The 25,571-nt window shown below is 60.0% G+C and carries 28 protein-coding genes; 14 read left to right on the top strand and 14 right to left on the bottom strand.

Going from position 1 to position 25,571, the window contains the following annotated elements:
- Positions 1-429 (top strand): DUF2059 domain-containing protein (locus PSV43_RS17895; protein WP_300200473.1); only part of this gene is annotated, 429 nt, incomplete at its 5' end.
- 34 nt (positions 430-463) lie between these two features.
- Positions 464-1,480: a sialidase family protein gene (locus tag PSV43_RS17890; protein WP_300200471.1), complete on the top strand. Its 1,017-nt coding sequence runs from the start codon at positions 464-466 to the stop codon at positions 1,478-1,480.
- 120 nt (positions 1,481-1,600) lie between these two features.
- Here the strand turns inward: PSV43_RS17890 and PSV43_RS17885 are convergent, their stop codons facing one another.
- The 14 genes from PSV43_RS17885 to PSV43_RS17820 form a co-directional block, all read right to left on the bottom strand.
- Positions 1,601-2,590, bottom strand: a complete 990-nt coding sequence (locus PSV43_RS17885; RefSeq protein WP_300200468.1) for a Fic family protein — start codon at positions 2,588-2,590, stop codon at positions 1,601-1,603.
- Positions 2,591-2,858: 268 nt separating this feature from the next.
- Positions 2,859-4,502, bottom strand: coding sequence for a DUF3987 domain-containing protein (locus tag PSV43_RS17880; protein ID WP_300200465.1), 1,644 nt, complete (start codon positions 4,500-4,502; stop codon positions 2,859-2,861).
- Between the two features lie 30 nt (positions 4,503-4,532).
- A complete protein-coding gene (locus PSV43_RS17875; RefSeq protein WP_300200462.1) occupies positions 4,533-4,865 on the bottom strand; it encodes a hypothetical protein in 333 nt (110 codons plus the stop codon).
- A 444-nt stretch (positions 4,866-5,309) separates the two neighbouring features.
- Positions 5,310-5,537 (bottom strand): hypothetical protein, encoded by a 228-nt coding sequence (locus tag PSV43_RS17870; RefSeq protein ID WP_300200459.1) that lies wholly within the window; start codon positions 5,535-5,537, stop codon positions 5,310-5,312.
- Positions 5,538-5,638: 101 nt separating this feature from the next.
- Positions 5,639-5,926, bottom strand: a complete 288-nt coding sequence (locus PSV43_RS17865) for a hypothetical protein (protein ID WP_300200456.1) — start codon at positions 5,924-5,926, stop codon at positions 5,639-5,641.
- A gap of 35 nt (positions 5,927-5,961) precedes the next feature.
- Complete coding sequence (locus PSV43_RS17860) at positions 5,962-6,258, bottom strand: DUF1330 domain-containing protein (protein WP_300200453.1); 297 nt, start codon at positions 6,256-6,258, stop codon at positions 5,962-5,964.
- Between the two features lie 96 nt (positions 6,259-6,354).
- Complete coding sequence (locus tag PSV43_RS17855) at positions 6,355-6,660, bottom strand: hypothetical protein (protein WP_300200450.1); 306 nt, start codon at positions 6,658-6,660, stop codon at positions 6,355-6,357.
- Positions 6,661-6,708: 48 nt separating this feature from the next.
- Positions 6,709-7,278, bottom strand: coding sequence for an orotate phosphoribosyltransferase (pyrE, locus tag PSV43_RS17850; protein WP_300200447.1), 570 nt, complete (start codon positions 7,276-7,278; stop codon positions 6,709-6,711).
- Between the two features lie 13 nt (positions 7,279-7,291).
- Positions 7,292-8,116: a hypothetical protein gene (locus PSV43_RS17845; RefSeq protein WP_300200444.1), complete on the bottom strand. Its 825-nt coding sequence runs from the start codon at positions 8,114-8,116 to the stop codon at positions 7,292-7,294.
- A gap of 31 nt (positions 8,117-8,147) precedes the next feature.
- Positions 8,148-9,866 (bottom strand): LptF/LptG family permease, encoded by a 1,719-nt coding sequence (locus PSV43_RS17840; protein WP_300200442.1) that lies wholly within the window; start codon positions 9,864-9,866, stop codon positions 8,148-8,150.
- Between the two features lie 676 nt (positions 9,867-10,542).
- The gene (locus PSV43_RS17835) at positions 10,543-11,805 is read right to left on the bottom strand and encodes a PQQ-binding-like beta-propeller repeat protein (protein ID WP_300200439.1); all 1,263 of its coding nucleotides are present in this window, start codon (positions 11,803-11,805) and stop codon (positions 10,543-10,545) included.
- 275 nt (positions 11,806-12,080) lie between these two features.
- Positions 12,081-12,653, bottom strand: a complete 573-nt coding sequence (locus tag PSV43_RS17830) for an NADH-quinone oxidoreductase subunit C (RefSeq protein WP_300200436.1) — start codon at positions 12,651-12,653, stop codon at positions 12,081-12,083.
- A 12-nt stretch (positions 12,654-12,665) separates the two neighbouring features.
- Entirely contained in the window at positions 12,666-13,202 is a 537-nt protein-coding gene (gene nuoB, locus PSV43_RS17825) for an NADH-quinone oxidoreductase subunit NuoB (RefSeq protein WP_300200433.1), read from the bottom strand.
- A gap of 96 nt (positions 13,203-13,298) precedes the next feature.
- Positions 13,299-13,670: a hypothetical protein gene (locus tag PSV43_RS17820; protein WP_300200430.1), complete on the bottom strand. Its 372-nt coding sequence runs from the start codon at positions 13,668-13,670 to the stop codon at positions 13,299-13,301.
- Positions 13,671-13,933: 263 nt separating this feature from the next.
- Here PSV43_RS17820 and dnaK point away from each other — a divergent pair, with 263 nt between their 5' ends.
- From dnaK to PSV43_RS17760, 12 genes are all read left to right on the top strand, one after another.
- On the top strand, positions 13,934-15,895 hold the full coding sequence (gene dnaK / locus PSV43_RS17815; protein WP_300200427.1) for a molecular chaperone DnaK: 1,962 nt from the start codon (positions 13,934-13,936) through the stop codon (positions 15,893-15,895).
- A 22-nt stretch (positions 15,896-15,917) separates the two neighbouring features.
- Positions 15,918-16,373: a DUF6166 domain-containing protein gene (locus PSV43_RS17810; RefSeq protein ID WP_300200425.1), complete on the top strand. Its 456-nt coding sequence runs from the start codon at positions 15,918-15,920 to the stop codon at positions 16,371-16,373.
- An 8-nt stretch (positions 16,374-16,381) separates the two neighbouring features.
- Positions 16,382-16,825: a hypothetical protein gene (locus PSV43_RS17805; RefSeq protein WP_300200422.1), complete on the top strand. Its 444-nt coding sequence runs from the start codon at positions 16,382-16,384 to the stop codon at positions 16,823-16,825.
- A 401-nt stretch (positions 16,826-17,226) separates the two neighbouring features.
- Positions 17,227-18,090, top strand: a complete 864-nt coding sequence (gene dinD, locus PSV43_RS17800; RefSeq protein ID WP_300200419.1) for a DNA damage-inducible protein D — start codon at positions 17,227-17,229, stop codon at positions 18,088-18,090.
- Positions 18,091-18,349: 259 nt separating this feature from the next.
- On the top strand, positions 18,350-18,925 hold the full coding sequence (locus PSV43_RS17795; RefSeq protein ID WP_300200416.1) for a hypothetical protein: 576 nt from the start codon (positions 18,350-18,352) through the stop codon (positions 18,923-18,925).
- On the top strand, positions 18,922-19,527 hold the full coding sequence (locus tag PSV43_RS17790; protein ID WP_300200413.1) for a hypothetical protein: 606 nt from the start codon (positions 18,922-18,924) through the stop codon (positions 19,525-19,527). Before PSV43_RS17795 ends, PSV43_RS17790 begins: the two co-directional genes overlap by 4 nt.
- A gap of 302 nt (positions 19,528-19,829) precedes the next feature.
- A complete protein-coding gene (locus PSV43_RS17785; RefSeq protein WP_300200410.1) occupies positions 19,830-20,126 on the top strand; it encodes a co-chaperone GroES in 297 nt (98 codons plus the stop codon).
- Positions 20,127-20,170: 44 nt separating this feature from the next.
- Positions 20,171-21,796, top strand: coding sequence for a chaperonin GroEL (gene groL / locus PSV43_RS17780; RefSeq protein WP_300200407.1), 1,626 nt, complete (start codon positions 20,171-20,173; stop codon positions 21,794-21,796).
- 349 nt (positions 21,797-22,145) lie between these two features.
- Positions 22,146-22,655 carry a hypothetical protein gene (locus tag PSV43_RS17775; protein WP_300200405.1) on the top strand — a complete coding sequence of 170 codons (510 nt, stop codon included), beginning with the start codon at positions 22,146-22,148 and terminating at the stop codon, positions 22,653-22,655.
- Between the two features lie 181 nt (positions 22,656-22,836).
- Entirely contained in the window at positions 22,837-24,195 is a 1,359-nt protein-coding gene (locus tag PSV43_RS17770) for an arylsulfatase (RefSeq protein WP_300200402.1), read from the top strand.
- A 195-nt stretch (positions 24,196-24,390) separates the two neighbouring features.
- Complete coding sequence (locus PSV43_RS17765; RefSeq protein WP_300200399.1) at positions 24,391-24,858, top strand: hypothetical protein; 468 nt, start codon at positions 24,391-24,393, stop codon at positions 24,856-24,858.
- 167 nt (positions 24,859-25,025) lie between these two features.
- Positions 25,026-25,571: Gfo/Idh/MocA family oxidoreductase (locus PSV43_RS17760; RefSeq protein ID WP_300200396.1), on the top strand; the 546-nt coding region annotated here is incomplete at its 3' end.

Below are 25,571 nucleotides of genomic sequence, written 5' to 3'. Positions count from 1 at the left end.
GCTGAATTGACCGCCTCTCATCAGGCATCCATCGAAAAACTGCTGACCGCCCTGCAGGTGCAGAAACAATTCGAGAGCAACCTCATCCTCGGATTTGAAGCCGGCATGGGCGTCACCTCGGACCAGATCAAAGCCATGCCTGAGGAGCAGCAGAAGAAGTTCGCCACCGGCATCGATAAGGTCAAGACCACCATCCTTGAGCAGATGGGCTGGGCAAAGCTCAAGCCTGAGGTCGTCGAGATCTATGGCAAAAATTTCACTGAACAGGAGGCGAACGAGGTGTCTGCGCTGATGGAGTCGCCCGCCGGCCAGCTGCTTCTTGGCAAGCAGATCACGGTGACTGCCGACTTGATGAAGGTGACCCAGGAGAAGATGAAAGTTTTGCAGCCGCAGATCGTGAAGATCATCCAGGAAGAGATGACCAAGTAAAAAGACCCGCCTGGCCGCGTACCTTTATTTCACCATGATCTCACGCCTGCTTTTCTTTCCTGCCGCCACCCTTCTCTCCCTTGCCAGCGTCAGCCTGCTGCAAGCGCAGGCGCCCACGGCAGAACTGATCTCCGTGCAGAAAATCTGGGACCAGGCCCCGCACAACGGCCCCACCGACATCACGCGGTTTCAGAACCTCTTCTACTGCTGCTTCCGCGAGGCGGACTCCGCCACCAAGGGCGAAGGCGTCATCCACATGTTGATCTCCTCCACCGGCAAGACCTGGGTGGACCACGTCACCATCAGTGAGCCCGGCGTCGATCTGCGCGATCCCAAGCTCATCATCACGCCTGATGAAAAGCGCCTCTACCTGCTCTGCGGCGGCGAGTCCCCCACCATGGGCCGCCAGACCCGCTACGCCACCTCCATGGACGGCAAGGTCTGGACGCCGATGCAGAAGCTCCTTTCCAAAGGCGACTGGCTCTGGCGCGTCTCCATCAATCCGGCGGACAAACGCTTCTACGGTGCCAGCTTCAACATCCACCCCAGCTCCGGCGGACCTGCGCCAGAGAAGGAGTGGTCGCTTAAAACCTACGCCAGCACCGACGGCTCCGTCTGGCAGCTCTCCTCCATCATGCAGGTGCCCGGCCAGCCTGGCGAGACCACCTTGCGCTTCCTCAAAGACGGCACCGCCCTCGCTTTGATCTCACGCCAAGGCGCTGACCGCAAAGGCGTGATCGGCACCGCCAAGGCCCCGTATCGCGACTGGACCTACGCCGCCACCGGCCTCCCCCTCGGCGGCCCCAACTTCATCGAACTGCCCGACGGCAAACTCATCGCCGGCTCACGCGGTTTCGGTGCCACCCCCGGAGCCCACATGGTCCTCTTCGCCATGACCCCCACCAGCTTAACGCCCATCCTCGAACTCCCCAGCGGCGGCGACTGCAGCTACCCCGGCATGTACTGGCACGACGACGAACTCCACGTGACCTACTACTCCAGCCACGAAGGCAAAGCCGCGATCTACTATGCGCGAGTGAAGGTGAAGTAGAGCGCGCGCCACAGCGCAGCCCCTCCGGCAGGAGAGGGATCATCCTGATCCCTCCACGCTGCACCCGCTCCAACGCTCCCAAACGGGGATCAAGAAGCCTTGCCCTCTATACCAGGCATTTCACACCTCCCTGCGCCGGTACTTCTGCAACCGGCTGTTCGGCTTGTCCGGCAACGTGCGTTCGATCAAACCGGCATCAAGCGCGGGCTGGAGGTAGTTCTTGCGGAACGTGGGGCGGTGGGAAAGCCCCAGCTTCCGCATGCATTCCAGCGCGCTGGCAGGCTTCGTTCCCAGGCATTTAAGCAGCGCCCTGACTTGATCGCTGACTTGATCGCTGACTTGGTCGGTGGCACTGCCCTCACGCAGGGCTTGCAGCAGCGCGGAGAGAATGAATTCGATGAACAGCGTGGAGTTCCCCTGCCTGTCAGACGCCGCCAGCACCTGGTAATACTCGGTCTGGCGTGCGCGGATCACCGTCTCCACCGGCAGATAGGCCAGCAGCGGGTGCCAGGTACTGAGAATGAGCGTCTGCCAGAGCCGCCCCATGCGGCCATTACCATCCGCAAAGGGGTGGATGAATTCCAGCTCGTAGTGAAAGACACAGCTGGAGATGAGAGGGTGCGCATCGGTCCGTTTGAGCCAGCCCAGCAGATCCTTCATCAAGCCAGGCACCCGCGCCGCAGGCGGAGCCACGTGTACAATCTGCGTCCCCTGGGCGATGCCGACACCGCCCTGCCGGTAACGGCCTGCAGCGCCCACCAAGCCCTGCATCAGCAGCCGGTGCGCAGCGAGGAAATGCTTCTCCGTCCAGGGCTTCCATCCCTCCATGGCCTCATACGCCGCAAAGGCATTGCGCACCTCCTGAATTTCCTGCGGCGGCCCCAGCACCCGTCTGCCCGCGACCACCGCCGTCACCTGCTCCAGGCTCAGGCTGTTGTTCTCGATGGCCAGGGAGGCTTGGATGCTCTTCAACCGGTTCCCCCGGCGCAATGTGGGAGCCATGGGCGACTCTGCGCGCAGCCCCTGCCTGCCCATCTCCGCACTGATCTCCGCCACGAAGTGCAGCATCTTCGAGGTCAGCGTGAAGGGAGGTGTGTACAGCGTCGGCATGGAAAAACTCAGGCTGTGCGAGCGTGCAGCCCGGGGGGAGAATCAAGGAGGAAGGAAGCTTCTGCGAGCACAATCATGGAGCCAGGGGAAACACGGCCTTTTGTGTTAAAAACAAATAGTTTCTGTTTATGAGTCCTGCTTCTTCCAGCATGCCGCACGCTTGCACTGCCTCCGCGCCCTTTTCACTCCGCCCCCCGGAGAAACTCCGCCAAATTCGCCGGGAGGGTATGCGCACGCACCGCGCCCTGCGTTGCGTGCGGGGCCGGCATCACTCCCAGGTGAAGGTGTAGGTGATGCATTTGCCCACCTTGGAGCGGATGCGGCACTGCCCTTTCTCGATGAGCCGGGGGAGGATCTCGCCATAGAGGCGGGAGACGGTGAGTGCCCCATGACGGCCTGCGTGGGCGGCAAAGCGTCGTGTGAGATCGCTGCGCGTGTAGTCGGCGCTTTTCTGCGCGGGGTGGTCTCCGCTGATCTGCGCCAGCAGCCACTCCGCGCTGTCCTCCACCTGCAGGCGGCGGCCGGTGGACTCCAGCTCCACCAGGGCGTCCAGGCAGGCGTTTTGGTGCCGCTCCGCCAGCGCCAGCACATCCTGGGTGATGGTGTAGGGATCGGTGATGCTGCCTTTGGCCCACCGGCAGGCCTGAAAGATCACCGCCAGCTTCAGGCAGCGGGCGGGGGATTCATTCAGGCTGGAGAGCAGGCTCTCCTCTCCGCTGGTGTATCCTGGTATGCTCTCGCACTTCAGGCGGTTGCGGGCCTGCAGGCCGCGCCAGTGCCCCCACGCTTCCGGCGTGAAGCTCTCCCGACCAATGACTCCCTTTAGGTGGGTCAGCTCACGAAACTTGTCCGCCAGTTGGCCGATCTCCTTCCCTTGCAGGCTTTTAGGCCAGTCAATGTAGCGTGCCCTCTCGGTGGCCAGGTAGAAGCCAAAGCGCCGCCGCAGGCCGCTGCCGGCCTCCAGTTGGTCCAGCCGTGCCACCCCAAAGGTGGAGCCGATGCAGAGGCTCAGTGTGGCCTGCGGGATGGTGCGCTCTGAGCCGCCGCCTTCGTGCAGCTTGCGCTCGCGCAGGTAGTTCTGAGACCAGGGTGTGCCATCGTAGAGCTTCAAGTATCTGGCTGACACTTCGCGCCCGTGAGAGCTGGTCTCCCAGGTGCGCAGGATGGTGTTTCCCTCATCCTCAAACTGCAGCCGGTGCGGCTGCTGCTCAAAGGTGTCAAACAGCGCGGAGTCGCTGGCATTGCCGCATAAAAGATCCTCACTCGCAAGGAGCTGGCGGGCGATCTTTTCCGCCGGGGCGAAGGTGGTGCCCTTGCGCAGCCCGGCGGGTGTGGTCATGAAGTTGTAGAGGGTGAGCGGCTTGAGGCCGCCAAAGTCCAGTGTGACTTCGGGCGTGAGGAGCTTGCCACAAAGGGACAGGATGGGGGCGACGATGAGGCCGTCCGGCAGCTCTGACACTTGGCGTACAAAATCACGGTAGTCTGCCAGGATGGAATCCTCCGGGATGGGGTGCTCGCGCGTACACCCACCCGGCGAATTTGGCGAATTTGGCGCTGTTTCTCCACCCCTGGGCTCTGCGTGCGTATACCCCCCCGGGGAAGATGGGGAAGATGAGGAAGATTCTCCACTGGCGGTCTCGGCCACAGGCATCTCATCCGGCTCCGGCCAGTCATCCTCTTCAGCCTGCGGCCTGCTCTCCGCTGGAGGCGGCGCGGGTGGCTGGGGCTTGTACCAGTCGGGCGGGGGAGCATCCACGGGGCGCAGGTGGCGCGTCCAATCTTCGGGGGCGGGGCGCTGGCGCTTCATCCTCTCGGTCTCAGCCAGCTCCTCCGCCGTGGGGATAAAGGGAATGATGAGGCCGCTCAGCTTAGGCGCAGGCTCCGCCTCATGGGAATGATCAGTTGGGTTCATAAAATGAAAAGGGTGTGGGGTTGGAAGGGTTCAGCGTTTGCGGCGGGCGGCTTGGCGGGGGCGCGGGGCGGGTGCCGGACGGTTGCGGATCTCCTCCTCCCGCTGCTCGACCTCATCGGGCGTGAGCATCTCCACTTCGGGGATGGTGCCGGGCGGGGCTTTGGCCGCACGGGCCAGCGCCTCCGCCACCGTCTGCGCCACAGGCGGGCCGGCATACGGGTCATACGAGTGCCGCCACACGGGCCGGCGATGCGTCCCGCTGATCCGCCGAACCTCCTCGGGGGTCATTTCGGCGAGCTGGGCGCCGGTGAGAATGAAATCGCTGAGCGGACGGCGGGCGGGTTTTTCAGGAGCTGTGTTCATAAGGGTGTTCTGGGGTTCTGAGTTTCTGGTTTGCTGATTTAGTATATTAGGTGTGGCTATTGTCTGGTTTGTTCTGGTAGCAAGCGGGCGCGCAGAGGCATGGATATGCCGGAAGGGCGCGTAGCCGCGTGTGGTTGAGCGTGGCCGGTCTGAAGCCGTGGGTGGCTTCAACAGTCGGGCCGGGGTGCGTCGTCAGAGTTCTTCACTGCCGCTTCGCTGTCATCTCTGCTGCAGGCCGCGTTCTTCACGGCAGCCATGCTTCAGGAATGGAGACAGACTTGGGTCCGTTTTTGAAATGTCAATCAAGTTTCGGATAAAACACGTATTTCATCGCAGCAAGCGTTGAATCATGGTATGTGCTGCCAGCAACGAGGCGTCGGCCTTCCGGGTCAAAAACACCCATTCTTTCGAACCCGAGGCCGCAGTCTCCTGCGCCCGGCGGGTTCAACCACGAGCTCGTATCAAGACCAAAGGCTCCAGCTCCCACACCAGCGCACGTCCAGCGCCTTTCCGCCGCACCAAGCCGATCTCCTCCTCCAGCCTCCGCGTCCATTCCGGGCAGGGCCGCTTGTAGGGCAGGGCGAGCGTCTCCCGCAGCTCAACCCACGTCGCGCCCTGGCGTTTGCTTTTCAGGTGCTGCTGGATGGCTGCTTTGAACTCGGTGTATTTCATGGTATGCCGCAGAAGGGTGGAAGTTGAAGCAGGTAGTGGCCCTCGTGCAAGGCGGTCTTTGTACCGCGCTCCGGCGCGTCAGGCCCACGCGTCACGCTTCCTCACTTCGCTCCATCCTCAGCGGGCATTTCCTCAAACAACTGCCTCCAGCTTTCCACGTCCGCATCATCCGCGAGGTCCCACACGCGCCCTCCCTGCCGCCCGGGCTGCGTGAAAAAGAAGCCCGTGATCCCGTCGTAGCGCGACCACGCGCTGGAGTCAAAGATCAGCACCTCCCCCGCAGTGAACGAGCCCCGCAACGCCGCAAAGGTGTGCCGCACGCGGTAAGCACGGCCCCGCTTGAACGGGCCGTCATGCGGAAAGGCGCTGGGATCTTGCGGGCTGCTCATGTTCATCGGATTTTTCTGGCTCCTTCATGCCGTCTTCATGCCACTGGCACCCCATCAATCGCAAAAAACTGCGCCACCGCAGCGCCTTCGCGGACAGACTTCGCATGTCGGTACTCCTCGGAGTGGAAAAACTGCTGCGCCGCCTCATACGTGGGGAATTCAAGAATGACCACCCGATCCGATTCTTCCGGTCCTTCGAGTGTGACTGACTCCCCGCCACGGGCAATGAAGCGGCCGCCGTATTGCGCGATGATGCCGGGCGTCAGCTTCATGTACTCCGAGTAGCGGGACCAGTCGGTCACTTGTACGCGTCCGATGATGTAGGCTGGCATGGATTCAGTGAGGGGTTGGGTGTTGGTGCGCAGAAACGCGCCCACCGAGGCTAGTTGAAAGGGCGCTAGTCGCGCAAGGCTGAAAAGCCAGCGCCATCACATCGCGTCTTCCTGCATCGACTGGATCGCCCCCGGGAGCAGCTTCATGCCGGTGTGCCACTTTTTAAAATCCAGCTTCTCCATTTTACCGTCCCTCTTCAGGATCAGATCGATCTTGTCGAAATCCGCCTTTTCCCCGAGCTCATACAGCTCCTCGGCGGAGATGGCCTTGCCACGGTAGGTCATGGTATCCTGACCGGTGCCGGGGTCGTGATCAAAAACAACCGTGCGCCTGTGCATGCAGGACGTGGTGCAGAGGAGCAGGCCTGCAAACAGCAGCACACCCTGGGATGTTTTAAACATGGGCTGGGACGCTCGTTTTGCAGGCAAGAGTGCCTGCATCACTTCTCATCACACCAAATCCGCACGCGTGAACGCAGCCACCACGGGATAGCCTTTGGCTTCGATGGCTTCGCGGCCGCCTTCGGAACGATCCACGAGGATGAGGGCGAAGACGACTTTGCCGCCTTCTTCTTCGATGGCTTCGATGGCTTTCAGGGTGGAGCCGCCGGTGGTGATGACGTCATCGACGACGACGATGGGCTGGGTGGGGATGAAGTTGCCTTCGATGCGTTTGCCACGGCCATGCTCTTTGGCTTCCTTGCGCACGACGAAGGCCTGCACAGGTGGCGTGTCTCGCTCAATGCTGGAGCTCATGGAGACAGCAAGGGTGATGGGGTCTGCACCCATGGTCAGGCCGCCGAGGGAGCCGATGCTGATGCCGAGCTGCTCTTCTTTTTCACGCAGCAGCGCATGCAGCACACGGCCCACGAGCACCGCACCGCGTGCGTCCAGCGTGGTCACGCGGCAGTCCACGTAGAGATCGCTCTCCTTGCCGGAAGCGAGGGTGAATTTGCCAGTCTTGATGGACTTGGTCTTGAGGATCTGGCGGAGTTCTTCGCGGTCTTGCTGGAGGGACATGGGATTGGGGATGCTAGTGGCTGGATGCTGGATGCTCGTTGCTGGATTCGGTGGCGTCGCCGTTTGCGTCGCTGTCGGAAAAGGTTTCTTCATCTGTCTCGACTTCAGAATCAGGTTCGGCCTCGGACTCAACGGCAGCTTCATCAGCCTCAGGCTCGATCTCAGGTTCTTCTGAATAAGACTCGGATTCCTCCGTCGCTTCAGGTTCTGCTTCGTCAGCGGGCGGTGCAGGGGCGGCGCCGTCCGTCTCCTGCGCTGCATCCCCATCCGGCGCAGGCACCACACCATCCACCGTGAGGGTCACGCCGACGGCTTTCGCAGCATCAGCGGCAGGGCCACCGAAGGCCAGGAGGGTGGCGACTTCGTCCTGCATGTCGGCGATTTCGCTGAGCTTCAGTTCGGGATCGCGCACGATGAAGATTTCGCCGGTCTTCCTGTTCTCGTAGAAGAGCATCTTGGCACCATCGATTTCCTTCTCGGCGGTCTGGTGGAGCTGGCGTTTCCGCTCAAGCATGAGCGCGAGGATGTAGCGTGCGTTCTCGGTGCGCGGATCTCCTTCTTCAATGAAGCGCTGCAGCAGAGCCTGCGCACCTTCCTTGGCGGTGATCTCGGGCTTCGCCTCGGCGAGGACTCGGCTGTAGACGGTCTTCCACGCGGCGACGGGCTTGCGCTTCTCCACCTCCTGCGACCAGGCCTCGGCGCAGATATCACGCCTCACATAGCCGTTTTCCTCGGGATCAAAGAAGATGGTGGTGTGAAAGCTTTCGCCGTCCTCAAATGAACGACCGGTGACCGCACAGGTGTGTGCGCGGCTGCGGATGGACCAGTTTTGCTGCATCGACGGTGTTTAAAGTTTCAGGTTCAAAATTTCAAGCAGCAGGGGCATCCGGCAGGGGAGCGCTGCGATTGCGCGGGCGGGCGATCTGAGCCTTGCGCTTGGAAAAGCGGAATTTGAGGCTTGGCAGGTCCTTGTTCTGCGAGCGGTAATGGAACAGGATGAGGCCGAGCGCGCCAAACAGCAGGTGCGGCAGCCACACGGTGAACCATGGCGGCAGATGCCCGCCTTTGCCGAGATTGAGGAAAAGATTGTTCAGGAACATGAAGATGAAGAAGATGAACACACTGCCTGCAATGCCCCCGACAGAGCCCCGGCGAGAGTAGGCCACACCGAGCGGCGCGGCGACGAGCACCAGCGCCATGGCCTGCCAGGGCAGGGCGAAGCGGTGCCAGAAGTGCGTGCGAAACGGCGCGAGCTTTTCGTCCGCCGCCTTCGGGTGGGCGCGCAGGTAGGAGACGAGTTCCGGTACGCTCATGTAATCCGGACGCAGCGCATAGCTCACGAGGCTCCAGGGGGTTTCCTCGATGTCGTTCACTTCCAGGACTCTCCGCCCGTTCTCGCGGATGGGGAAGGGCCGGATGGATTCAAGGTTGCCGTTTTGATAGATCAGCTCCTTGCCGTCATAAAAGCGCCAGCCAGCGCGTGGCGACCAGCCGGCGGTGGGCGCGATGATGGTGCGCGAGGGGCGGCCCTCGGCATCTTCCTCACGAATTTGGACGCCATGCATGCGCTCGTTCCCGCTGCGCAGGGAAAAGGGAAAGGTGGCCACAAACCAGGTCCGGTGGGTGTGCTCATTATGAAACATGATGGCGAAGGCCATGATGGAATCCGCCGCATGCACGCTCATGCCGCGAACTTTGGCCTCGCGATTACCTTCGGCTCGGGGTCCCCAGTAATAATTGGCCGCCATGTTCAGCAGGCAGGCGTACACGCTGCAGACGAAGATCGGTCGCAGCACGCGCAGCAGACTCTGCCCCGTGCCCAGCATGGAGATGAGCTCATTGGCCTTCGACATGCGAGTGAGGGCATAGAGCACCGCGAGCAGCAGGGCCACCGGCAGGATCTGCGTGAAGACAAACGGAATCATCCCCAGATAAAAGGTGATCACCCACACCACACTGGCTTTGGATTCCTGAAAGTCCTTCAGATTATCCAGCAGATCCATGATGATCCACAGGGTGAAGAAGGACACGAAGCAGAATACCAGCGGATGCAGGAAGGTGCGCAGCGTGTAGCGCTCCAGGATGCCGATGCGCCGGTAGTAGTGCAGGGCGAAGGGTACTGACAGGTACACCAACGCGATGAACACGAGCTTGAAGGCAAAGGCCGCCGGCGCGGGCGGCTCGCCAATTTCCGTCATGTGCGAATGCGCGATGTAATCGACCAGATCAGTCGCAATGGACCATACGGCCATGGAAACAGCGGCGACGCTGACCGGAAACATGAGGCGGCGCAGATCGCCCCAGCGGCGCCAGATCACGATCAGCAATACCGGGACACCCAGCCGGACCCAGAGATTGAGGTAGGGCAGTACTTGGGAGAGCACCTGGATGCCCTGCGGCACGTCCACCTGCGCCACCTGCGCCTGCTGCAGTGCAGCACCCACGGCGTCATCCGGATGCGTGCGGTGCCAGCCCATCAGCATGGAGATGATCAGCAGGGTGATGGCCACGGCAAATGAACTCCGCCCTAAATAGGGGAGTTCACGCGCCTTTTGCCAGGCTTGGATCACACGTTGCTGCCACTTCATGCCGTAGAGAACCGTGAGAGTCGGTTAAAGCCCCCAATGCGTCAAGGCTGCACGGCCTCCAGACAAAAAGAAGCCCGGAACTGCAAGCCGTGGGATGGGTGCGGCGACAGCCCGCCCGTCTGCGAGCGTACGGCAAGCACCAGGGCGTACGAACATCCTCGAAGTCGGGCGGTTTGGCGAAGCCTGCGGTGGAGCATCGGATTACCCCCGACGCCAAACACACCCAACCTACGGCCAGAGCGCGACGTCTTATGGTAGGATGGGTGCGGCGACAGCCCGCCCGTCTGCGAGCGTACGGCAAGCACCATGGCGTACGAACGCCCTCGCAGTCGGGCGGTTTGGCGAAGCCTGCGGTGGAACATCTGATTACCCCCGACGCCAAACACACCCAACCTACGGCCCGAGCGCGACGTCTTATTGTGGGATGGGTGTGGCGACAGCCCGCCCGTCTGCGAGCGTACGGTAAGCACCAGGGCGTACGAACACCCTCCCCGTCGGGCGGTTTGGCGAAGCCTGCGGTGGAGCATCGGATTACCCCCGACGCCAAACACACCCAACCTACGGCCCGAGCCCCGCCCACACCGGGACGCAGCCCAGAAAGTGAGATAAACTCCAAAAAGAAGCCCGGAGGGGTGACCTCCGGGCTTCGAATGATTAAACTGGGTGCAGAGCCGGATCAGTTCACATTCAGGCACACGCCTTCGGTCGTGCTGCGGGCGAAGATTTTGCCGTTAGCGAGGATCGGGTAGCTCCAGACCTTGCCATCGAGCACGTCTTTGCGCGCCACTTCCTTGTATTTGTCCGGGCTGGCCTGGACGACGACGATTTCGCCTTTGTCGCTGGTGGCGATGATCTTGTCTCCGGCGAGGATGACCTGACCGGGGCCGAAGCCTTTTTCAGCCCATTTGTCTTCGCCCGTGCGGATGTCCACGCAGGCCAGGGGGCCCGCGCCGTATTCCTTGAAGCTGAACATGCCGTAGAGGTAGCCGTCTTTCACGACCGGGGTGCTCCAGTGGTTGAAGCACTGGTTTTCACGACGCCAGATCTGCGTGGCTTCGAGCTTGCTGCCGCTCTTTCTGATCTTGAATGCGCCAGCGCCCACGCCGTAGCCTGCGGAGCAGTACACGATGTCTTCAAACACCACCGGGGAGGCGGCGGTGCTCACTTTGTAAGGGAAGGGGGCACGCCAGATGACGCTGCCTTTTTGGGGATCGACAGCGACGAGGCCGGTCTGCGTGAAGAAGATGGCCTGATGCACGCCGTGGATGTCTGCTAGCACCGGGGTGGCATGGGTCATCTTGTCGTCTTCACCCTTCCACACGACCTTGCCGGTGTTCTTGTCCAAACCGATGAGCGCCTGGCCGGCACCACCGCCAGCGAGGAGGAGGACGTCTCCATCAATGACAGGAGAGGCGGCGTTTTCCCATTTGATCTGCACGCCGTCGTTGTCCTTCATCACGTCGTGGTTCCAGACGACTTTGCCCGTGGCGGCGTCGAAGCAGGAGACGCCCAGCATGGAGTCAATCACGTACACTTTGCCACCATTGATGACCGGGGTGGAGCGGGAGCCGTCGCCGCCTTTGTTCTCCGGCGTGCCTGAGTCGCCACCGCCGGTGTATTTGGGGATGATGCTGAGGGGTTTGCTCCACAGTTCTTTGCCATTCTTTTCATCGAGGCAGACGAGCATCTCACCGCTGTTGCCGTCGCTTTCGCCCGTGACGAGGGTGTACACCTTGCCGTCTGCGACCGCAAAGGAGCTGAAGCCGAGGTTCGTGGGGGATTTCCAGACCTGCTTGAGGCTCCATTTGGCATTGGCCATGGCAGGGACGATGCCGTTGCCAGCAGGCCCCCGGAAGGTGCCCCAGTCGGTGGAGTCAGCGGAGAAAGCGGTCGTGGCCAGAGCCAGACCAAGTACGGTGGTGAGGTGGGTGCGAATCATGAGAAGGAAAAATGAACGAGTGAGGTGGTGCGGCTCTATCTTGCAGCATCGTCACAGAGATGAACGCGGCTGCGGAAGATTTTTATTAAAACGCGAATGAACGGGAATGTCCATGATGGAACTCGGTGCAGCGCATGCCCGCCCGCCCATGTGAGTGCCGCAAACGCTGGAGCCTGCGAACGTCCTCGCAGTCGGGCGGTTTGGCGAAGAAAGGCATGGAGCATAGGGAAGCGTAACGCGCCAAACACACCCAACCTACGGTCCGGCAGTCCGCGCTACTCCGTGGGCCGGCGGGAGCGGGGCTCGCGCGTCACCGTGTCTCCGGCACCGGGGCTGGTGACGAAGGGGCCGTCCGCCATCGGTGCGGTCTGGGTGAAGCCGACATCAGGCATGTCGCTTGGCTTGCCTTCGAGCGGGAAGTCTTTGCGCAGCGGGAAGTAGGGGTAGCCTTCCCACATCAGGATGCGGCGCATGTCCGGGTGGCCGCTGAACTTAATGCCCATCCTATCGTACACCTCGCGCTCATGCCAGTTGGCGGTGGGCCAGATGTCGCTGACGGTGGGGACGTCCACATCCTCAGCCACAGCGGCACGCACACGCAGGTGCTGCAGATGACCGTAGCCATAGAGATGGTACACCATCTCAAAACGCGGCTCCTTGCCCATGTAGTCGAGGCTGCAAATATCGACGAGGTAGTCGAAATTCATTTCATCGCGGCAGTACGCCAGCAGCGGCTTGGCATTGACGAGTTTGACGACGAGCGTGTGCTCCCCACGAAACTCCTTCGTTTCCAGCACGGCATCACCGAATTTCTGCTTCAGGGCGTCAACCATTTGGGCGGCAGTCATGGTCGTAAAAAATTAAGCGGTGTATTCGGCGATCAGTTCCTTCTTCTGCTCGGTGAAGGAGTGCTCAGTTTCGATCTTGCGCTGCAGGCGCATCATGCCTTCAAGCAGCGCCTCAGGGCGTGGCGGGCAGCCGGAAATGTAAACGTCCACCGGGATGATCTGGTCCACGCCTTGCAGCACCGCGTAGCTGCGATACATGCCGCCGCTGGAGGCGCAGGCACCCATGGCGATGCACCACTTAGGCTCCGGCATCTGATCCCACACGCGTTTCACCGCGAGGGCCATCTTGTAAGTCACCGTGCCGGCCACGATCATCACGTCAGCCTGACGAGGGGAGAAACGCATCACCTCGGCACCGAAGCGGCTCAGGTCATAGCGGCTGCAAGCAGCGGCCATCATCTCGATGGCGCAGCAGGCCAGGCCCATCGGCATCGGCCACATGGAGTTCTTGCGCATCCAGTTGATGGCGGCGTCCATCTTGGTGAAGATGATATTGCCTTCAACTTTCGAATCGTAAGCAGTGATGGTGGATTCAGCAGGAGCGACCATGGGAGTCAGAGGGGATTTTGGGACCCTGAGAATTACGCCCCCTGCGCAGGGGCGGCAATCGGATTGTGAAACTTTTCACAAGCGCGGAGGTAGGGCTCAGGGCGTCGTAGCTGGCGTCTTCCTGGCTTCTTCAGCCGTTTTTCCCAAGGCATCCTTCCCAAACCGCCGGGTAATCTCCGCCCCCATGATTTCGTTGTAGCCTTTGGCGTGGCCAATCACTTGATCGCTCACGACGCAATCGGCCACCCAGTTGTACTCGATGCCATACCGCTCCTTCAAGAGCCGCCCGTAGGTTCCTTCCCACGGTGCAGGCGGACCTCCCATGACTTCCACTTTCAGTTTGCCCGCCTTCAGATCTTTGCGTGCGTCCGCACGCCCTTTGTTTTCTGCCAGCCAAGAGCCTTGCGTGGAATAACAGGCAACAAACGCCAGAACACCGACGCCCAAAGCGATTTTGAGGAGAGACATGCCGCACATGATGGCACGCGCTTGACTCCATGCCAAGCGTCACATGCTGCCTCAACTGTGCCATGTGCCAGCCCAGTTGTGCCAAATTTGGCACTTTGGCACAATTCTTGACCCTTTGACCCTTGACTCTTTGACAATCCAAGCAACTCACAATCAACACATTAAATCTCATAATCACCACTTGGCACAGCTCTAGCCAAGTAAAAGGGGTTACAGTTTCAAAAAAACCAACCCCCAACCGACCCCTTTCCCCCAAACAACCTATGAGCAAAATTCTCGGCATTGACCTCGGCACCACGAACTCCTGCATGGCCGTCCTCGAAGGCGGTAAAGCCACGGTGCTCGAAAACAGCGAAGGCGCCCGCACCACCCCTTCCATCGTCGCCTTCACCAAGAGCGGCGAACGCGTCGTCGGTCAGGCCGCGAAGCGCCAGGCCGTCACCAATCCCCGCAACACCGTCTTCTCCGTGAAGCGTCTCATGGGCCGCAAGTTCGTCGAACTCACCGAAGCCGACAAGCGCATGCCCTACAAGATCGTGGCTGCCGCCAATGGCGATGCCCACGTGCAGGTCGAAGTCGGCGGCGAAACGAAAGTCTATAGCCCGCAGGAAGTCAGCGCGATGATCCTCGCCAAGCTGAAGGCCGATGCGGAAGCCAAACTCGGCGAAACGATCACCGAAGCGGTCATCACGGTCCCGGCTTACTTCAATGACAGCCAGCGCAATGCCACCAAGGCAGCGGGCGAAATCGCCGGCCTCAATGTGCGCCGCATCATCAATGAGCCGACCGCAGCCGCACTCGCTTATGGCCTCGATAGCAAGTCGGACGAAAAAGTCGCCGTGTATGACCTTGGCGGTGGTACCTTCGACATCTCGGTGCTGGAAATCGGCGACGGCGTCTTTGAAGTGCTCGCCACCGACGGCGACACCCACCTCGGCGGCGATGACTGGGACAACACCCTCATCACCTGGATCGTCAACGAATTCAAAACCGACAGCGGCATCGACCTCAGCGGCCAGCCTGACGCGCTCCAGCGCATCAAAGAAGAGGCTGAAAAGGCCAAGATCGCCCTCAGCTCCAGCCAGACCTACGATCTGAATCTCCCCTTCGTCACCGCTGACGCCTCCGGGCCAAAGCACATCATGAAGACCCTCACCCGCGCCAAGATGGAGCAGCTCACGGACAGCCTGTTCGAGCGCACCATCAAGCCAGTGAAGGATTGCCTCGCTGCCGCCAAACTCGACGCCAGCAAGATCGACGAACTCGTGCTCGTCGGTGGTATGACCCGCATGCCAAAGGTCGTTGAGACCGCCCGCAAGCTCGCTGGCAAGGACCCCCATCAGGGCGTGAACCCAGATGAAGTCGTCGCCATCGGCGCAGCCATCCAGGGCGGCGTGCTCAAGGGCGACGTCAAAGACGTGCTCCTGCTCGACGTGACCCCGCTGACGCTCTCCATCGAGACCGCCGGCGGCGTTGCCACCCCGATGATCCCGCGCAACACCACGATCCCGAAGAAGCACAGCCAGACCTTCTCCACCTACAGCGACAACCAGCCCGGCGTGGAAATCGTCGTCCTGCAGGGCGAGCGCCCGATGTCCCGCGACAACAAGACGCTCGGCACCTTCAAGCTCGACGGCATCCCACCCGCACCACGTGGCGTGCCTCAGGTCGAAGTCACCTTTGACATCGACGCCAACGGCATCCTGCACGTCAGCGCCAAGGAAAAAGTCAGCGGCAAAGAGCAGAAGATTTCCATCCAGGGCAGCTCCGGCCTCAGCCAGGAAGAGATCGAAAAAGCCAAGCGCGATGCCGAAGAGCACGCCGACGAAGACTTGAAGCGCAAGGAAGCCGTCGAAGTGAAGAACAAGGCGGAAGGCCTCAGCTTCGAGATCGAGAAACAGCTCAAGGAATGGGAAGAAAAAGTCCCCGCCGACCAGCTCGCCCCGATCAAGGACAAGCTCACCTCCCTCAAGTCCGCTGTTGAATCCGGTGACACCGACAAGATGAAGGCCCAGACCGAAGAACTCGAAAAACTCTTCGCCGCCGCCTACCAAGCCGCTGCTGCCGCAGGCGCAACCGCTGGAGCCCCCGGTGGCATGCCTGATATGAGTGGCATGAGTGGCATGGGTGGCGCAGGCCCCGACGCCGGTCCTTCGGAAACGAAGAGCCAGGACAAAGGCAAGGTCATCGATGCCGACTTCGATGTGGTCGATAAGGATAAGTAATTAAAATTCTAAACGATTTGGTATGGCAAAAATTTATCATTTCATCCGGCAAAACGGTGAGGTCAGTATTGGAACGCTTAGCGGCCAACTGAAACTCTATCGTCCGCATCAACTCGTTTCCCACTCTGCGATTGAGTGGGGAACCGAGTCCGATGGAGCTCGGATACTTGGATTCTCGATTCTGAATGATTCACTTGGAGAGGAGCGTTCTCGACATAACTGTGAAAAGTTCATGCGGAATGTGCTTCTACCGCTGGCGTTGGACGAATGGAGGATCACTGAAATCCAGCTTTCAGAGTTTTGCGACTATCACATGAACTTGGAGGGCACGACTTTTCAAAGCGTCATGGAACACATGAATTCCTCGAATCAACGCAAGCCTACGACATACCAAGACATGCCCCTGCGGCCTCTTTGGTTAGCAAATCCAAATATGAGTTTGGCTGTGCCGCATGAAGAGTCACTCGCCAAAAAGTGAAAATGTTTATGGAAAATAAGCCTCAGGTAACTCAATTACACGCGATGCTCTTTACGGGAGCTATCGCTATTGTTGCGACGACTATCTTGCAGCTTGTCGTTGGACCAATGCATGGTGGATCCTTTTTCTTATCATGCGGCCTTCTCTTTTTTCCATCTCTCATTGCGACGGCCTATTGGCTAAGACCTCTTTCGGCATCTTCGGCGAACAAACCTGTTCAGTTTATCGTGTTTGCGGGCGCTATATGGGGGCTGGCATTACACATTGAAGTAAGTCTGACAGACAAAGCGGAATACCAGCGAGCGGAAAAACGGAGAGAGTCGGAACGCTATGGCCGCGAGTCGAAGCTAGAAAATGAACTGAGCAGATTGTCTCCGGGCTCACGGTCTACCGTAGAGGACCTGCTTCGCGAAAATTCGCTGCAACGTGAGCGAGAAAAGTCAAAAAATTGAGCAGCAATGCACGCAGTTACAGCCCAGTCGTTGCCATCTAGGCAACCGCATCCCCACCCCAGAGCGCCGCAACACGGCGTCCTGGAAGGACGCGAGATATTAGCCGGTGGTGCTACGCAGTCGCGAAGCGAAACCACCGGTTCGTATCGCATGGCCCCGGTTCTTTCGGGTGGCGCGCCGGTAGGTGCGCGAGAAGCGTCCGCATATGGCACGTCGCCGGTTCGCGGATGGTTCTCGCGCCCCTCCAGGGCGCTGCCTTTTTCCACGCTGGGGACTCGCGTGGGTCCGGTGGTTGCACCACCGGCTAATCTCTCCCGTGCCTCCGGCACGCATGCCATGGCTGATCAATTTCCTGACTTCAGGAAATTGATCCCAGCCCAAACCAACCAACCGGCGTTGTCATGAAAAAGGAGATCATTACGAAACTACATGCCGACTTTGAAGGTCTTGTTCACACCGAGCCTCATTCCGAGGTGGAATTTTGGTTTGCCCGTGATCTGCAAGAGCAGTTCGGTTATTCGAAATGGGAGAACTTCGCGAAGGTCATCGACCGCGCCAAGCTCTCTTGTGAAACCTCTGCTGCCAGCATCAGCGATCATTTCCTCGACGCCAGTCGCACCGTGGAGGTTGGCAAGGGTGCTCAGCGTGAGATCAACGATGTGATGCTCACGCGTTATGCCTGCTATCTAATCGCGCAAAACGGCGATCCAGCGAAAGAAGAAATCGCCTTTGCGCAAAGCTACTTCGCCTTTCAGACGCGGAAGCAGGAACTCATCGAACAGCGGATCGAGGAACTGGAACGTCTCAATGCACGCAAAAAGCTTTCCGACTCCGAAAAACTGCTCTCCGGCCTCATCTTTCAGCGTCTCGCCGACAACCAGTCCTTTGCCCGCATCCGCAGCAAAGGTGATGAAGTACTGTTTGGCGGCAAAACCACACAGGCGATGAAAAAACGCCTTGGCATCGCCGAAGGCCGCGCTCTGGCCGACTTCCTGCCCACGATCACCATCAAGGCGAAAGATTTTGCCAATGAGATCACTGTCTTCAACATGCGGAAGACTATTTTCCCATCCGAAAACGCCATTGCAGACGAGCACGTCAAAAATAACAAGGAAGTCCGTCGTGCCCTCACCGCCAGTGGTATCAAGCCCGAAACGCTTCCTGCTGACGAAGATATGAAAAAAGTAGAGCGCCGCCTCGAAACTGAAAAGAAGAAACTGCCCAAGACTGCTAAAGCCCTTCCCAAAGGTAAATCCAAAGAATGACACTGGTTCTCCATCCGTTGCCTTTTAGGCAACCGAATCCCCACCTCAAAGCGCGGCAGAACGGTGCTCTGGTAGGACGCGAGAGTGGTCCGCACAGTCCTCTGTGCGGTGCTCCGCGCCTGCGAGGCCGTTCATTCGCTGGTCTTTCGCCTCGTTCTCAGGACTTCGGCGCTCGATTGGCAAATGCCAATGCTCCGGCCTGCGCCGCGCCGCACAGGGGACTATGCGGACCACTTTCTAACCCCACCCCACAACCACGATGAGTTTGGAGGCGCTCAAAGAACTATCAGCACTCGATGGGGAGGCCAAGGGCCTGCTCGCGAAGCATGATGAGTTGCTACTGACGATGCGCCGCAAATTCCTCCATCAGATCGTGGAGTGTTTCGCGGGGCTGACGGAGGCGGAGGGGTTCCGCATCAAGCGTGATCCCATGGGAGCCAGCGCGCGTCTTTCAGAGACGGAACTGGCGATCAGTTGCACCGATCCTTCCCACACGCTGGTGGATTCACAGGCGAAGTATTCCGTGACCTGCTCGCTGGCGCTGAACCGTGCGTACGGCATCCTGCTGTGCCGCCAGCCGCTGGTGGAGTTCACCAATCAAAGCGCCGATACGAACGACCAGATCACGAACAAGAGGCTGGAGATTCAGTATCTCCAGTCGCTGATCGAAAACCATGGCGGTGATCAGTGGTTCGTCATGGGTCGCCTGGAAAACAGCGCCGACCTGCGCGGCACGGCCAGCGTGCCCTATGAGTCGTTCCCATCCTTCGACCAGGCGGTGAAAACCGCGCTGCGTGAAATCTCCAACGCGGCGATTGCGCCACGCGCTGCATGAAGACGAGCCCTCTTCTCATCATCGTGGCAGTGGCACTCGCTGCCTGTGGCAAAACGCCGGAGGCCACCAAGCCCGTGGCAGCACCCGCGGCCCCCAAGCCTGCCGCTGTGGCGGACACGCGGATCGAGGCAGAAATCTCCAGTGCCCTCACCCCTGAGACGCCCGCCAACCCCGGCAACAACGCCTTGAAGGACGCGGCAGATGACATCATCGCGAACTACCCCGGCAAGACAGCCACGGAGCTGCTGGCCACGCCGGAAGTGAAAGACAAACTGGCCGTAGCGATGAAAAAGCTCAGTGCCGACCCCGTCCTGCTCAAGCGCGTGAACTCCACCGTGGATCTCGCGGCACAACTCACCGGAATTGACGGTGCGGTGAAGCTTGACCTGGACATGAAAGGCTACGATCAGGCACGCACCTCGCGCATGCTGCAGTCCGTGCTCTCCGAAGACCCGCAGCGCATCGTGAATTTTCTCGTCGGCGAGATCGGCGAGGCGGCACCGGATTTGAGTTATGGCGGGCAGGACCGTGCCCCGAACGGCGTCGCCATCGTCCCGAACACCCTTCCCGCGCCAGTGGCAGCGCCTCCTGCGGAGGAATGATGAAACCAGAATTACGAATGATGAATCAAGTTCCAATGACGAAGTCCGAATGCTCTGCGATGCCGCAGCGTAGCTCTTCCTTCGTGCTTCGCGCTTCGGCATTCATTCGACATTCGGAATTCTGGTTTCGTCATTTGCAGCCTCTCGCAAACAGCCCCGCTTTCTTTCCTACCCCCACCTTTCTTTCCTAGCACCCCTTTCCGCCCGGCCAGCCGGCACACCAACCCGTGTGACAGCAGGCCGGGCAGACAACCCGAACCAAACCAGAACCAGAAACCCTCAAAGCACAAACCAGACCAACTATGGCTACCTCCATCACACCCCTCGGCCGCCGCGTCCTCGTGAAGCGCTCCATCAGCGAAGAAAAAACCGCCGGTGGCATCTACCTCCCCGACAACGCCAAGGAAAAGCCACAGGAAGCTGAAGTGCTCGCACTCGGCATCGGCAAAGACGACGAAGGCAAAGACGTGACCACCCTCTTCACCGTGAAGAAGGGCGACAAAGTCCTCATCTCCAAGTACGGCGGCACGGAAGTGAAGCTCGACGGCGATGACGTCCTCATCATCAACGAAACCGACATCCTCGGCATCATCGGCTAATCCCCCCCAACAAACCTCACCCCCTACACACTACTTACACTGTTATGGCTAAACAACTCTACTTCGACGAAGCCGCCCGTCAGGCACTCCTCCGTGGCGTCACCAAACTGGCACGCGCCGTCAAGGCCACCCTCGGCCCTGCAGGTCGCAACGTCATCCTCGACAAGAAATTCGGTTCCCCAACGATCACCAAGGATGGTGTCACCGTGGCCAAGGAAATCGAACTTCCTTGCCCTTACGAAAACATGGGCGCTCAGCTCATCAAGGAAGTCTCCTCCAAGACCTCCGACATCGCTGGTGACGGCACCACGACCGCTACGGTCCTGGCTGAAGCCATCTACGCTGAAGGTCTCCGCAACGTGACCGCTGGCGCCAACCCGATCTCGCTTCAGCGCGGCATCATGAAGGCCACCGAGGCCATCGTGGCCAAGCTCAAGGAAATCTCCACCCCCGTCAAGGACAGCAAGGAAGTGGCCCAGGTCGCAACCGTGTCCGCCAACTGGGACTCCAGCATCGGCAACATCATTGCCGAAGCCATGGACAAAGTGGGCAAGGAAGGCACCATCACGGTCGAAGAAGCCAAGTCCATCGAAACGACTCTCGAAGTCGTCGAAGGGATGCAGTTCGACAAGGGCTACCTCTCCCCATACTTCGTCACCAATCCGGAGACGATGGAGTGCAACCTTGAGAACGCCTACATCCTCATCAACGAGAAGAAGGTCAGCAATCTGAAGGACATGCTCCCTCTGCTTGAGAAGGTCGCTCGCTCTGGCAAGCCCCTCCTCATCATCGCTGAAGACGTCGAAGGTGAAGCCCTTGCCACCCTCGTGGTGAACAAGCTGCGCGGCACCCTCAACATCGTGGCTGTCAAGGCTCCTGGCTTCGGCGACCGCCGCAAAGCCATGCTCGAAGACATCGCCATCCTCACCGGCGGCCGCTGCATCACCGAAGACCTCGGCATCAAGCTTGAGAACATCGAGCTCGCTGACCTCGGCCAGGCCAAGCGCATCACCATCGGCAAGGAAACCACCGTCATCGTCGAAGGCGAAGGCGGCAGCGAAGCCATCGCAGGCCGCGTGTCCCAGATCAAGAACCAGATCAACGACACCACCAGCGATTACGACCGTGAGAAGCTCCAGGAGCGTCTTGCCAAGCTCGCAGGCGGCGTCGCCGTCATCAACGTCGGTGCTGCCACCGAAACCGAGATGAAGGAAAAGAAGGCCCGCGTCGAAGACGCCCTGCACGCCACCCGTGCAGCCGTCGAAGAAGGCATCGTTCCTGGGGGCGGTGTCGCCCTCATCCGCGCTCAGGCTTCCATCGGCGACCTCGGTCTTGTCGGTGACGAAAAGACCGGCGCTGAAATCGTCGCTCGTGCGATCGAAGCTCCTCTTCGTCAGCTTGCTGCAAACGCAGGCATCGAAGGCGCGCTCGTCGTCTCCGAAGTCAAGAAGGGCAAAGGCAACCACGGCTACAACGTCGCCACCGGCGTTTATGAAGACCTCATCGCTGCAGGTGTCGTTGACCCAGCCAAGGTGACCCGCAGCGCTCTCCAGAACGCAGCCTCCATCTCCGGCCTCCTCCTCACCACCGAATGTCTGATCTCCGACATTCCGAAGGAAGAAGCAGCTGACGCAGGCGGCCACGGCCACGACCACGGCGGCATGATGTAATTTTTGACCGCTGCGCGACCCAACCCGCGCGGCGGATTAAAACCCAAAACCCCCAGGCGGCCCGGAAGCAATTCCGGGCCGCTTTTTTGTGCAGAGTCGTCATGAGCTTCAGCTCGTTCTGGCACATGCAGCTCCCATGCCGGCATGAACGATGGAGCTATCCAGCGCTGTCTTGCAGTCCTGGCTGAGGCCGGTGCTACAACAACACAGCGGTCGGGTCGGTCCGCACCTTTTGCGCATGGGCGAGAGCGTTGGTCATCCAGAACGAGCTGAAGCTCATGACTACTTTGGGGGAAACCAGCCTCGATTTATTCGGCACCTTTTTTGTTTCACACTACTTTCCTTCCTCATGAACCTCTCCCGCGCTCTCCGCCACCTCTCCGCACTCACTGTTGCCCTGGCACTCGCCAGCTGTGCCACGCACACACCGAACGCCACCATCCTCAATCCAATCACCGCGGTCATCGCGCAGGGAGACGGAGTAACCACTCAGGTGACGTCCTCGGACAGCCGTATGCCCGAGATGGAAGCTTCAGCGCTCGCTGACAAGATCACCCAGGCCGTGCAGTCGATGGCGCAGCCCGGCGCAGGCAGCCCGAGCAACTATGAGCTGTCCGTCAACATCACGCGCTACACCAAGGGCAGTGGCTTCATCCGCACCGCCATGCCTGGGATGGGACAGATGCATCTGGATGGCGTGGTGACGGTGTATCAGATGCCGAATCGGGTTCCCGTGGGTGAGTTCTCCATCCATAAAGCCTTCGCCATGGGCGGCCTCTATGATCTGACGGTGAACATGAACACCATTTCCAACACCTACGCCAAGGCTGTCGCAAAGACCGTGTGCCAGGTGCGGTAGTCTGAGGTACGATGGGCACTCCTGCCCGTCGATCAACGTTCACAATAGCTCCAGCACCCTCAGTTTAGCAAACACTCGCGTCCGTTGGGTGTGGCGAGAGCGCTGACCGACAGACAGGAGTGTCTGTCGTACTTCTGAATTGCCGTCAAGAATACGGCGATGGTGACGTTCCCATCGTCCCATGATCCGCCCCCTCGCCCTGCTTTTTTTTGCCTGCTCACTCTCCGCCAGCGCCAGCCAGCCCAACCTCGTCTTTATTCTCAGCGACGACCTCGCGCAGGGGGACCTGGGCTGTTACGGGCAGAAGCTGATCCAGACGCCGAACCTCGACCGTATGGCGCAGGAGGGCACGCGCTACCTGCAAGCCTACGCCGGCACCAGCGTCTGCGCGCCTTCGCGTTCGGCGCTGATGACCGGTCTGGACACCGGGCACTGCCCGATCCGGGCGAACCGCGAGATCGGCAAGGAAGGGCAAAAGCCGCTGCCTGCGGGCACCATCACCGTGGCGCAGATTCTGCATGGTGCGGGCTACGCCACTGCCTGCATGGGCAAGTGGGGCATGGGCATGTTCGACACCACGGGCAGCCCGCTGAAGATGGGGTTTGACCACTTCTACGGCTACAACTGCCAGCGCCACGCGCACAGCTACTTCCCCACCTATCTCTACAACGACGACCAGCGCTTCGAACTGCCCGGCAACACCGGCAAAGGCGTGGGCAAAACCTACGCGCAGCAGCTTATCTCCGATGAGGTGGTGCGCTGGGTACGCGAGCACAAGTCCGGCCCCTTCTTCCTGTATTACTCGAGCACGCTGCCGCATGGCAACTACGAGATCGACGACCAGGGCCTCTACAAGGACAAGCCCTGGACGGAGACGCAGAAGAACTACGCCGCCATGGTCACCCGCCTAGACAGCGATGTAGGCCGTCTGCTCGATACGCTCAAAGAGTGCGGCATTGATGACAACACGCTCGTGATGACCGCAGGCGACAACGGCTCATCCTTCGATCCCAAGTCCGAAATGGGAGAGCTCTTCCAGCAGGACGCCAACGGCCTGCGCGGCTACAAGCGCGGCCTGTATGAAGGCGCCCTGCGGCAGGCGGCGCTGGCTCGCTGGCCCGGCCAAGTGCCGGCAGGGCGTGTGACGGATGAACCCTGGGCGTTCTGGGATTTCCTGCCCACGGCTGCCGAACTCGCTGGTGCAAAGATTCCCGCCGCTTGCAAGACCGACGGCCTCTCTCTGGTGTCCTTCCTGAAAGGCGGCCCGGCCCCGCAGCGGGATCACTTCTACTGGGAGCTGCACGAAAAGGCCTCGCTGCAGGCGGTGCGCTTTGGTGACTGGAAAGCCGTGCGCAACGGTCCTGAGACCCCCATCGAACTCTATGACCTCAAGGCGGATGAGGCCGAGGAGCATGACCTCGCCAAGGAGAAGCCCGAACTCGTGGCCAAAGCCGCAGATCTGATGAAGTCCTCCCGCACCACCGACCCCGACTGGCCGCTGGTGCAGAAGCGGGCAGGGCAGGGCAAGAAGAAGCCTTGAGGCGGAGCTGTCGTTTTAGCCCTCTGGGGGAGATTAGAGTAGAAACCCATCGAAGCCACTTTCTAAAGGCCCCTTTATAATATGGGTAATCTTAAAAATTTAATTATGCGAAAAGGTAATGTTTTTAAAATACCATAGAATCCGTAGCGAAGAACACTTGATTATTTATGGGAATTTTAATAGATTTGTCTCTGCATGAGCCCTCAATCACCAACCGCCATTCTGTCGCCCGGCCTGCCTGCTCGTTCTGGGGATCTTTTTGCCAATGAGCTGGCTGCGGTGATGCAGGACATTCAGCGTACCCAAGTCTGGTTTAACCATCAGCTCGATGCCCAGCTCGCCAGTCTGAAGCGACTCTATGCCACCAAGCATGTGGAGGAATTGAAACCCTCCCAATCGATTTCCACTCTGTTCGAAGCACCGCGTCCAATGCCGGAGCAGGTACCCGCAGTGGAACCTGCGCCAGCGACAGTCCTCCCGCCTCTGGCACTCGCGAAGACGACTGCGCCAGCGCATCCGGCCATCATCGTGGCACCGCCTTTGATGGCCACGCTCGACCCCCAGCTCGAACAAGCGACGCTGAATGAACTGAACAACGCCCTGACGCGCGCGTTCTCAGAAATCTCCGCCCGTGGCGGGATGATCAGCCGATTGCAGGCCTAACGCCGGAGGCAGCGCGGATGACTCCGAGTGTGATTCGGATTCACGATTCTTCGCGGTCATTCCCAGGCGTTCGTGTTTCCACTCAAGCTGCTGCAGCAGTGCTTGATGAATCGTGATGATTTCTTTGGCAAACTCTGTACATGAGGCAACGTACTAAAGTGCTCCTCATGAATACCATTATCACGGACCCAGCCTCCGCCTCACGACGCGAATTTCTCAAAACCACCACGAAGACCGCCGCCGGTCTGTCCGTGCTTTCTGGCATCACACTGCCTTATGTCCATGCTGAAGGTCCCGGCAGCGATGAAATCCGCACCGCTCTGATCGGCTGCGGTGGCCGTGGCACCGGTGCTGCGAGCAATGCCATGGGCATCCAGAAGCGCGTGACCCGCCTCGTGGCGATGGCCGACGTTTCCGAAAAACGTCTCAAGGGCAGCTTTGAAGCGCTGAGCGCCAAGCACCCCGACCGCATGTCGGTGTCCGAGGACAACAAATTCATCGGCTTCGATGCTTACAAGAACGCTATCGACACCCTGCGCAAAGGAGACGTGGCCATCTTCACCACGCCAGTGGCCTTCCGCTGGGTACACTTCAAATACGCCATCGAGAAAGGCGTGAACATCTTCATGGAAAAGCCGATCTGTACGGACGGCCCCACGGCGCGCCGTTTGCTGGCGCTGAATGAAGAGGCGAAGAAGAAGAACCTCAAAGTC

The sequence above is a fragment of the Prosthecobacter sp. genome, assembly GCF_029946185.1.
Classification (GTDB): Bacteria; Verrucomicrobiota; Verrucomicrobiia; order Verrucomicrobiales; family Verrucomicrobiaceae; genus Prosthecobacter.
The sequence above is the reverse complement of the archived record's forward strand: the minus strand, read 5'-3'. Positions and strand labels throughout refer to the sequence as shown.

Excerpts from the sequence above, each read along its gene's own strand:
- PSV43_RS17765 (WP_300200399.1), top strand. The coding sequence starts at position 24,391 with ATGAGCCCTCAATCACCAACCGCCATTCTGTCGCCCGGCCTGCCTGCT.
- PSV43_RS17860 (WP_300200453.1), bottom strand. The coding sequence starts at position 6,258 with ATGCCAGCCTACATCATCGGACGCGTACAAGTGACCGACTGGTCCCGC.
- PSV43_RS17770 (WP_300200402.1), top strand. The coding sequence starts at position 22,837 with ATGATCCGCCCCCTCGCCCTGCTTTTTTTTGCCTGCTCACTCTCCGCC.
- PSV43_RS17875 (WP_300200462.1), bottom strand. The coding sequence starts at position 4,865 with ATGAACACAGCTCCTGAAAAACCCGCCCGCCGTCCGCTCAGCGATTTC.
- PSV43_RS17795 (WP_300200416.1), top strand. The coding sequence starts at position 18,350 with ATGAGTTTGGAGGCGCTCAAAGAACTATCAGCACTCGATGGGGAGGCC.
- PSV43_RS17830 (WP_300200436.1), bottom strand. The coding sequence starts at position 12,653 with ATGACTGCCGCCCAAATGGTTGACGCCCTGAAGCAGAAATTCGGTGAT.
- PSV43_RS17785 (WP_300200410.1), top strand. The coding sequence starts at position 19,830 with ATGGCTACCTCCATCACACCCCTCGGCCGCCGCGTCCTCGTGAAGCGC.
- pyrE (WP_300200447.1), bottom strand. The coding sequence starts at position 7,278 with ATGTCCCTCCAGCAAGACCGCGAAGAACTCCGCCAGATCCTCAAGACC.
- PSV43_RS17820 (WP_300200430.1), bottom strand. The coding sequence starts at position 13,670 with ATGTCTCTCCTCAAAATCGCTTTGGGCGTCGGTGTTCTGGCGTTTGTT.
- PSV43_RS17805 (WP_300200422.1), top strand. The coding sequence starts at position 16,382 with ATGGAAAATAAGCCTCAGGTAACTCAATTACACGCGATGCTCTTTACG.
- PSV43_RS17870 (WP_300200459.1), bottom strand. The coding sequence starts at position 5,537 with ATGAAATACACCGAGTTCAAAGCAGCCATCCAGCAGCACCTGAAAAGC.
- PSV43_RS17790 (WP_300200413.1), top strand. The coding sequence starts at position 18,922 with ATGAAGACGAGCCCTCTTCTCATCATCGTGGCAGTGGCACTCGCTGCC.
- PSV43_RS17880 (WP_300200465.1), bottom strand. The coding sequence starts at position 4,502 with ATGAACCCAACTGATCATTCCCATGAGGCGGAGCCTGCGCCTAAGCTG.
- PSV43_RS17855 (WP_300200450.1), bottom strand. The coding sequence starts at position 6,660 with ATGTTTAAAACATCCCAGGGTGTGCTGCTGTTTGCAGGCCTGCTCCTC.
- groL (WP_300200407.1), top strand. The coding sequence starts at position 20,171 with ATGGCTAAACAACTCTACTTCGACGAAGCCGCCCGTCAGGCACTCCTC.
- PSV43_RS17885 (WP_300200468.1), bottom strand. The coding sequence starts at position 2,590 with ATGCCGACGCTGTACACACCTCCCTTCACGCTGACCTCGAAGATGCTG.
- dnaK (WP_300200427.1), top strand. The coding sequence starts at position 13,934 with ATGAGCAAAATTCTCGGCATTGACCTCGGCACCACGAACTCCTGCATG.
- nuoB (WP_300200433.1), bottom strand. The coding sequence starts at position 13,202 with ATGGTCGCTCCTGCTGAATCCACCATCACTGCTTACGATTCGAAAGTT.
- PSV43_RS17865 (WP_300200456.1), bottom strand. The coding sequence starts at position 5,926 with ATGAGCAGCCCGCAAGATCCCAGCGCCTTTCCGCATGACGGCCCGTTC.
- PSV43_RS17775 (WP_300200405.1), top strand. The coding sequence starts at position 22,146 with ATGAACCTCTCCCGCGCTCTCCGCCACCTCTCCGCACTCACTGTTGCC.
- PSV43_RS17890 (WP_300200471.1), top strand. The coding sequence starts at position 464 with ATGATCTCACGCCTGCTTTTCTTTCCTGCCGCCACCCTTCTCTCCCTT.
- dinD (WP_300200419.1), top strand. The coding sequence starts at position 17,227 with ATGAAAAAGGAGATCATTACGAAACTACATGCCGACTTTGAAGGTCTT.
- PSV43_RS17835 (WP_300200439.1), bottom strand. The coding sequence starts at position 11,805 with ATGATTCGCACCCACCTCACCACCGTACTTGGTCTGGCTCTGGCCACG.
- PSV43_RS17840 (WP_300200442.1), bottom strand. The coding sequence starts at position 9,866 with ATGAAGTGGCAGCAACGTGTGATCCAAGCCTGGCAAAAGGCGCGTGAA.
- PSV43_RS17810 (WP_300200425.1), top strand. The coding sequence starts at position 15,918 with ATGGCAAAAATTTATCATTTCATCCGGCAAAACGGTGAGGTCAGTATT.
- PSV43_RS17845 (WP_300200444.1), bottom strand. The coding sequence starts at position 8,116 with ATGCAGCAAAACTGGTCCATCCGCAGCCGCGCACACACCTGTGCGGTC.